The sequence below is a fragment of the Streptomyces sp. NPDC057638 genome, from assembly GCF_042800315.1.
GTDB lineage: Bacteria > Actinomycetota > Actinomycetes > Streptomycetales > Streptomycetaceae > Streptomyces.
Window position 1 is genome coordinate 1 of the sequence record NZ_JBHVHF010000332.1, and the last position, 7,845, is coordinate 7,845.

Genomic DNA, 7,845 nt, shown 5'->3' on the forward strand with positions numbered 1-7,845 from the left:
GCGAGGTGCCGGGCACGACCCGCTGGCGTGTGCGGCATGCGGGCGATCCCCCGGCCGTCGCCGGGGCGTCGGGCCGGGCGGCGGTGGTGGGCGGTCCTAGGCTCTGCCGGGCCCGTCCGCCCGGGGCGGTCCGAGGAGGCTGGGAGAGGCCGATGTCCCGTTCACCACGGTGGTCCATGCCGTACCGGCTGGGGGCGGCGGCGCTGCTGCTCGCCGTGTCGGTGCCCCTGACCGGCTGCGGCGCGCTGCCCGGCGCCGGGGACGACCGGCCCGGCGGTACGAAGGCGCCGCGTACGCTCCGCTGGCACCAGAGCGGCGGCCATGAGGGGCGGGAGGCGCGGATCGTGGCCCTGACCGCCGCGGTGGACCGGGCGGTCACCGCCCCCGGTGAGGACCGGGTGGGGTGGCTGACCACCAGCGCCGTCCCCGGGGCGCGGGGCGCGGCTGTCCTCAGCGGCCGGGCCGGGACGAAGGAGAGCCCCGGCCCGCTGTATCCGCTGACCCGTGTCGTCGTCGGTGACAAGGCGACGCTCACCCATGCCGACGGCACCACCACCGTCTTCACCGTCGGCCGTATCCAGATGCTCAGCCGCAGCCTGCCCACCGTGACGGAGGCGGCCGCGGACGCCGACGGGCGCGAGCTGCGGATCGTCGCTCTCGTCCCGCCCGGGTCCGGGAGCGGGACGCCGTCCCAGCGGGCGGGCGCGGGTGCCGAGCAGGTCGGCCTGCTGGTGTCCGCGACCGCCCGCTGACCAGACCCGTCCGTAAAAGCCGTACGGGCCGTACGGACGGTTTCTCGCGGTGTGGTCCTACGCGGCGTTCGGGCCCACGTCCGCCGTGGTGAGGGGGCGGCGGAGGGGGGCGGTGGTGGCGTACTCGTCCGCGCCCACGTCACGGGTGGTGCCCCGGGTGTGGCCGTCGATGTCGTCGGCGAGGGTCAGGGTGGTCAGGGTCGCCGCGCCGATCGCCGGGCTGGTCGACGACAGCCGGAAGACCGTGTCCGTGCCCTGGACCAGCTTCGGGTCGGTGCGGGTGAAGCCGACGGAGGGGATGGTGCCGTTGGAGGCGGCGCCCCACAGGATGTTGCCCTGCCAGACGAAGCCGGGGGCCTGCTGGAGCGAGACGAGACTGCCCTGGTCGCCGACGAGCAGATTGTCGGCGACGGTGACATCGCGGGGCTCGTGGGTGCGGGACTCGCCCGAGATGCCGCGGGCGTTGTAGGCGAGGGTGTTGTGGGCGATGAGCGCGCGGTCGCAGGCGTCGTTGCCCGTGCGCGCGCCGGCGCTCTCCCCGTCGAGGTGGTCGCGGAGGGTGCCGCTGCCGATCACCAGGGGGCGTCCGGTCAGCGCGCCGCAGTAGTTGTTGACGAGCACATGGTCGTTGCCGTAGATCCGCAGCCCCTCGGTGCCGCCGAGGAGGTAGTTGCCCACGACCTTGGAGTTGTTGCCGTGGCGCAGCACGATGCCGCCGTGGCTGGTGCGGAGGGTGTTGTACTGGATCGTGTTGCCCGAGGACTTCACCGAGATGGCCTCGGGGTCGCCGTCGCAGCGCTCGAACAGGTTGTACTCGACGGTGGCGTCGGCGGTGGACAGCGCCCGGCTGCTGACGCCGATCCGGACCGCCTCGCCGCCGTTGCTGCCGGGGAAGGTGTGGTCGGAGAAGTGGTTGCGCAGGATATGGGTCTTGAAGGCGATGGCGGTGGTGCCGGGGCCGTCGACGGCGAGGAAGACACCCGCGGTCGCCTTGTCGTGGAAGTGGTTGCGGTCGATCTTGGCGTGGTTGCCCCGGATGACCAGCCAGTGGACCCCGCTGACATCGGCGAATCCGAAGTCGTTGCGGGTCAGCCGGATATGGGGGCAGTTCGCCGGGATCTCCAGGGTGGCGCGCTGCCGGAAGGCGAAGCCGCTGACCACGATGTGGCTGGAGTCGCTGAAGACGAAGCCGTGCTCGCCGGTGAGCACCGCGCCGCCCCGGGACGCCGCGACGATGGTGATCGGCGCGCCGTCGGCGCCGTGTTTGCCGGTGACGCGGATCGCACCGCCCTGGGGGACGGCGTAGGCGCCGTCGGCCACGACGATCCGGTCTCCGGGTGCCGCGCCGTCGATGGCGGTCTGGAGGTCACGCAGGGTGCTGACCCGGGTCTCGGCCGCCCACGCCGGGGACGAGGTCAGCGTGGCCAGCGGTACGGCGGTGAACGCCGCGCCCAGTGTGGCGCTGGTGAGGAAGGTGCGTCGTCGCATGGTGTCTCCAAGGAGTCTGACAAGGGGTCTCAGTGCCGGGGGTCGCCGGGGCGGTCGCGGGGGAAAGGGGGGCGGGCCCGCGGCCTCGGGGCCTGTCCGTGCGGCGCATCGCCGCGCCTCCCGTTCCCGTCTGTCCGGCCGCCGCGGCCCCTGGCGCCCTGTCAGACGTGGGCGGCGGGCGCGGGGTTCTGCCGGATTCCCCGGAGAATGCGCGCGGGGGCGGCTTCAGGGCGGAACAACGGGCCGGGGGTGAGGCCGCCGCTCACGGCCGGAACCGGGTCCGGGCGCGGGCGGCGGCTGATGGGACTACCGGGGTGCCGCGGCGTCCCCCCGGGCGCCGGGAAGATGGATCACGACCAGCGCGAACGCGGCCAGCATCACATTGCGGCCCGCGGGTTCGAGGCCGTTCCAGTCCGCGGACTGCCACATCTGGAACCACTCTCCGCCGATGACGATGAAGCCGCCGCCGAAGAGCAGCAGCACCATCAGCAGGCCCAGCGTGGTCGCCTGGCGGGCCCGGCGCAGCTCACCGCGGCGCAGCCCGGTCGCCCACAGTCCGGCCGCCGCGATCAGCAGCAGGGCGGTGAGCGTCTCCCAGACGATGATCGCGACGTAGGCGGTGTCGGCGAGGGTGCGGGACTCGATGGCCCGCCACATCACGTCCTCGTCCCGGAAGGTGGTGTCCATGGCCAGGACATGGCGGACGAACTCCCGGTTGGTGCCGAAGTCGGTGATGTTCCCGAACGCCACCAGGGCCATGTACGCGGCGATGACGGCGGTGAGTACGGTGGCCGCGACGGGCAGGGTGCCGAGCCGGAGCAGCCGTTCGCCCCTGGTGGTGCTCCCGGAAGCCGGTGCGGGGTCCGCCGCCGGGGAACCCTCTGGTACCTGCCCTGTCACACATGCTCCCCTCGGAGCCGGGCCGACCGCCCGGACCAGCGCATCGTGCCATGCCGTCTGGGCTCTGACCAGCCCGTCCCGGGGTGATGGGGCCTTGGGCCGGCATGCCGTCAGGGGTCCGGTGTACCCGCGCTCGCGGGAGCGGGCGCCTTGTCTGCGGGGCGGGCCGGGTGGTGCGGCGGGGCCGCTTCTGAGGTTCCCGCCCCCATGGCGAAGGCCCCGGTCTCCTGGGCGGATTCCGGGGCCTTCGCGGTGGAGCGCTGGGCAGGCCTTGCACCTGCATCCCCCCACGGGAAGTGGGGTGTCTTTCCTTGGACCACCAACGCGTGCGCCGCTTTCCGGTGTTCCCACCGGCGCGAGCAACAAGATCACTATACCCCGGGAGCGGCTCGCCGTGACACCACGGAGGGTGGGGCCGTGGCGGGGTCAGGGCGGGGGCAGGAGTGCCGGTCCGGGTGGTACGGCGGGTTCCTTGTGGACGAAGGCCGACCGCAGGCGGTGGTAGGGCGCCTGGGGGTCGAAGAAGATCCGGCGCATCACGGCGAGTTCCTCCGCGCGGTAGGCGTGCAGGGGTTTGACCGATTCGCTGTGCTCGTGTGCGGCTTTCTTGCGGGCGATGCGCTCGTCGAGTCCGGGGCCGCGGGCGAGGGTGTGCGCCAGGTGGCCGACCCGGGCGGCGAACGCGCCGGGAGAGGCGTCGATGACCTGGTCGGCCAGTCCGATGTCCCGGGCGGCGGTGGCCGTCATCGGCAGGGCCCGCCGGGTCAGATGGCGGGCGGTGGCGGCGCCGACGCGGCGGGGCAGGGTGTAGGTCCAGTACTCGGAGCCGTACAGGCCCATCAGCCGGTAGTGGGGGTTGAGCACCGCGCCGTGGCGGCACCAGACCTCGTCGGCGGCGGCCGCGAGCATCACGCCTCCGGCCGCCGCGTTGCCGGGCACGGCGGCCACGACCAGGCGGTCGGTGGTGGTGAGGACGTCGGCCACGAGGTCGTTGAGGGCGTTGAGGTTGGCCCAGGACTCCTGGGCCGGGTCGGGCGCGGCCTCGATGACGTTGAGGTGGATGCCGTGGGAGAAGACGTCCCGCCGGGGGCCCAGGACGAGGACCGAGGTGGGCCGGGTGAGGGCGTGGCGGTAGGCCGCCCGCAGCCTCAGGCACTGCCCGGTGCTCATCGCGCCGCCGGGGAAGGAGAAGCGCAGCTGGCCGACGGGTCCGTCCTCGCGGTAGACGATGTCGGTGAAGGTGCGCCGTCCGGGGCGCGGCTCCAGGGGTGGCGGGCTGTCGGGCAGCGCGGGCAGGGCGTCGCCCAGGGCCAGGGTCGCGGGCAGGGGGTAGGTGGGCGGGCCGCCGGGGCGGCGGCGGGGGCGCAGCCGCTCGATCCACACGGCGCCGTCCACGGTCGCCCGGCACAGGGCCCCGGCGCGGGTGGCCAGCAGCTGGCCGGGGGTGCCGCGCAGTTCGTCCTCGGGGTGGCCACCGTGCAGGAACCACCCCTGGCCCAGGAGGTCGTCCAGGACGCCCGGCCGGGAGTCGGCCGCGCGCAGCTGGCGCAGGATGTGTTCGCTCGTGTCGTGGTTCCAGTCGATGCGGCGGTGGTCCTGGGTGCGGCGGGGGCGGGTGTGGTCGGCGGTGCGCCAGGTGGGTCCGTGCTGGGGGCGGGGGGTGTGGCGGCCGGAGGAGAAGCGGTCGACGGCGGTGGTGAGGGCGGTGATGGCGGCGTCGGTGATCTCGTTGCGGTAGAGGTCGCTCTTGCCGGTGCGGGGCAGGGGGCAGGGGGCGGTGGCCCAGATGTCGCCGCCGTCCATGACGTCGTTGGCCTGGAGCACGGTCACGCCCCAGGCGGTGGCGTCCTCGTGGATGGCCCAGTCCAGGGAGGAGGGGCCCCGGTCGCCCGGGGGGCCGGGGTGGACGATCAGGCAGGTGTGGGCGGACCACACGTCGCGCGGGATCGCGGTGGTGAGCATGGGCGCGATGATGAGGTCCGGGCGCTGTCGCCGGACGGCGTCGCGCAGGGCGTCGGACGCGGACCCGGAGGAGCCGGAGGAGCCGGAGCCGGAGCCGGAGCCGGAGAGGATATGAACGGCCAGGGTGTGGCCGCGGTCGCGGAGTTCGGCGTAGGCCCTCTGGGTGAGGCTGTTGACCGCGCTCACCACGAGCAGCATCCGCATGTCCGGCCTCCCTCGCGGGGTCGGGTTCGCCCATCGACCATGTGATGGTGCCCGAGGGGCGGCGCCGCTCGCGTTCCCACACCGGTCGGTGGGTCCCGCTCCACCCGATCGCCGCCGGGGCGGCTGCGCACGGGGGTGTACGGCGAAGGCCCCGGTCTCCTGGGCGGATTCCGGGGCCTTCACGGTGGAGCGCTGGGCAGGCCTTGCACCTGCATCCCCCCACGGGAAGTGGGGTGTCTTTCCTTGGACCACCAACGCGTGCGCCGCTTCCGGTGTTCCCACCGGCGCGAGCGATGTGATCACCTTACCGCAGGACCGTGTACGGAGGCGCCATGGGGCGCGAGGGGCACTCTTCTGGCGGGACGTCAGCGGCTGTCGCCGGTCCAGTCGAACCGGTGCGGGTCGCCGGGGCGTGGTGCGTACAGCGTCCGTCCACCGGGTCCGTACCGTCCGAGTGCGGTCTCCAGGGCGGCGCCGGTGGTGATCTCGTCGGGGGTCCAGCCGGTGATGTCGAGCAGGAGTCCGTCGAGCGGGCCGCCGACCAGCTGGGCGTAGCGCTGTCCCCGCCGGGGGCCGGGGTCGTCGTGGTCGCGGCCGTAGACGCGGCCGCGCATCACCTGCCCGTCCGCGCCATCGGCGCTGTCCGCCGTGTCCGCTGCGTTCACCGTGTTCGCGCTGTCGTCGTCCGTACCGTTCGGGGAGTCCGCACCGTTCATGGGCGCAGCCTCTCAGCCGCCACTGACAGTGGCGGGGGTGCCCGGTGCCGGTCCGGGGCGCGTCAGTGCTCCGGGCGGGCCGGGAGTGCCTTCGGTGCGGTGAGCACGGTGGCGGCGAGCGCCAGCGCGCGGAATTCCTTCGGTGAGATGGCGTAGGCCGCGCGGAAGGCGCGGCTGAAGTTGGCGCTGTCGGTGAAGCCCCAGCGGGCCGCGATGGCGTGGATGGGCACGGTCCGCAGCCGGGGGTCGGCCAGTTCGCGGTGGCAGCGTTCCAGTCGGCGGGTGCGGATCCACTCCGCGACGGCGAGCCCGTGCTGGTGGAAGAGCTTGTAGAGGTAGCGGATGGAGATGTGGTGGGCGGCGGCGATGGTGCTGGGGGTGAGCTGGGGGTCGCCGAGGTGCTGGTGGACGAAGGCCTGTATGCGCAGGAAAAGGGCGTGCTGGCGGGATTCGGAGGGTATCGGGGGGTCGTCGAGGTGGTGGGCGAGGAGCGCGGTGATCAGGTCGAGGAGGACCACGCCCAGACGGGGGCCGTCGGCGGGACGGTAGGGGCTGGTGTCGGCGACGAGGTGGGTGAGGAAGTGGGAGAGCAGGGCGCCCATGCCGTCCCGCCCGGGGAGCGGGGTCGCCAGCAGCCGGTCGATCTGGTTGGCGGGCAGGGGCAGCAGGGTCCGGGGGACCTCGGCGACGATGGAGGCGGCCGTGCCCTCCTGGACGCCGGTGACGTCGGTGCTGGCCTCGTAGGGCCACACGGAGGTGTAGGCGACCAGGTCGCCCGCGTCGAGGCGGGCTCGGCGCCCGTTCTGGTTGAGGAGTTTGTGTCCCCGTACGGTCAGGGCCACGGACAGGATCTCGGGGTCGTCCCGGCGGATGGATGTCGCGGACCGCAGGGAGTTCAGCGGTGAGTAGGTGACGGCGCTCACCTGGGCGGCGCCCAGGTCGATCACCTGGAGGGTGGCGCGGAAGTCGACGGAGCGGTCGACGGTCAGCGCGTGACCGGTGACGTGGTGCCAGGCGTCTTCCCGTTCGGCCGTCGGCAGTTCCTGACTGTCGAACACCTTCTCCAGCACCGGTCCGACCTCCCCGGGCAGGGGGCCTCGGCCCTGCCCGCCGATCTGTTCCGCCGCGAATTCACCGGCTCTCACTGTAGGACAGCCGACTGCCGGGAGGGAGGGGGAGGCGTCGTCAACTCGTCGTGGATTCAGGGGAGTTCCCGCAGGACAGGGGTGGTGGTGAGCGGGTACGGGGGCGCTTCGCCCCCGGTGGTCCCGGCCGCCGGGCCCCTGCCGCGCGTCCGTGCGGGCGGTACGGCGGCGGGCCGCCGCGGGCGGTGCCGCCGGTGCCGCTGGCGGCCCCTCGCCCGCGGGGTCTTCCCGGCGGCACTGTGCGGGGAGTGACAAGAGCTGTGCCAGCCAGGACAAGGATCTTCCCGCCGCCGCCAGGAACGCTGGGGCTCAGCCGCGCCGAGCGGCCCCGCTCCATGGAACGGCGAGGAGGACACGTGTCTGTGCGTGTCGGGTATGCCAGGCCCCTCTTGGGCCGGTCGGCGCCGTTCATCCGGTGCGGGGCCGTGGTGCGGTGATACGGCAGTCCGGGGTGACCGTCCGTCAGCGGGAGAGGCCGACGGCGGTGATCCGGCGGATCGGCGCGGGCACACCGCGTCCGGGGGAGCCTGATGATCACCAGTGGTGTGGTCGGACGGCGCCGCCCGTGTGATCCGCACCGGAACCTGGCGGTGGCCGTGGGGAACTCCGGTGGGCCGGAGGGCCGCCGCCGCGATCACGGTGCCCGGGAGGCACGGGGGGTCTCCCGGGCACCGTGAG

Annotated in this window: 6 protein-coding genes; 1 reads left to right on the forward strand and 5 read right to left on the reverse strand. The window is 73.7% G+C overall.

Annotated elements, in window-relative coordinates:
* Positions 1-152: 152 nt before the first annotated feature.
* Positions 153-752 carry a class F sortase gene (locus ACFVIM_RS29905; RefSeq protein WP_384307825.1) on the forward strand — a complete coding sequence of 200 codons (600 nt, stop codon included), beginning with the start codon at positions 153-155 and terminating at the stop codon, positions 750-752.
* Between the two features lie 57 nt (positions 753-809).
* On the opposite strand, the gene ACFVIM_RS29910 is transcribed toward ACFVIM_RS29905, so the two are convergent.
* The 5 genes from ACFVIM_RS29910 to ACFVIM_RS29930 form a co-directional block, all read right to left on the reverse strand.
* A complete protein-coding gene (locus ACFVIM_RS29910; RefSeq protein ID WP_384307828.1) occupies positions 810-2,240 on the reverse strand; it encodes a polysaccharide lyase 6 family protein in 1,431 nt (476 codons plus the stop codon).
* Positions 2,241-2,546: 306 nt separating this feature from the next.
* Positions 2,547-3,062 (reverse strand): DUF2165 domain-containing protein, encoded by a 516-nt coding sequence (locus ACFVIM_RS29915; RefSeq protein WP_384307836.1) that lies wholly within the window; start codon positions 3,060-3,062, stop codon positions 2,547-2,549.
* Between the two features lie 504 nt (positions 3,063-3,566).
* Positions 3,567-5,306, reverse strand: a complete 1,740-nt coding sequence (locus tag ACFVIM_RS29920; RefSeq protein WP_384307830.1) for an enoyl-CoA hydratase-related protein — start codon at positions 5,304-5,306, stop codon at positions 3,567-3,569.
* A 365-nt stretch (positions 5,307-5,671) separates the two neighbouring features.
* The gene (locus ACFVIM_RS29925) at positions 5,672-5,920 is read right to left on the reverse strand and encodes a hypothetical protein (protein ID WP_384307839.1); all 249 of its coding nucleotides are present in this window, start codon (positions 5,918-5,920) and stop codon (positions 5,672-5,674) included.
* A gap of 164 nt (positions 5,921-6,084) precedes the next feature.
* Positions 6,085-7,167, reverse strand: coding sequence for a helix-turn-helix domain-containing protein (locus ACFVIM_RS29930; protein ID WP_384307833.1), 1,083 nt, complete (start codon positions 7,165-7,167; stop codon positions 6,085-6,087).
* Between the last annotated feature and the right edge of the window lie 678 nt (positions 7,168-7,845).

Bases quoted from the DNA above. Each gene is read 5' to 3' on its own strand.
- ACFVIM_RS29905 (WP_384307825.1), top strand. From the start codon at position 153: ATGTCCCGTTCACCACGGTGGTCCATGCCGTACCGGCTGGGGGCGGCG.
- ACFVIM_RS29925 (WP_384307839.1), bottom strand. From the start codon at position 5,920: ATGCGCGGCCGCGTCTACGGCCGCGACCACGACGACCCCGGCCCCCGG.
- ACFVIM_RS29920 (WP_384307830.1), bottom strand. From the start codon at position 5,306: ATGCGGATGCTGCTCGTGGTGAGCGCGGTCAACAGCCTCACCCAGAGG.
- ACFVIM_RS29910 (WP_384307828.1), bottom strand. From the start codon at position 2,240: ATGCGACGACGCACCTTCCTCACCAGCGCCACACTGGGCGCGGCGTTC.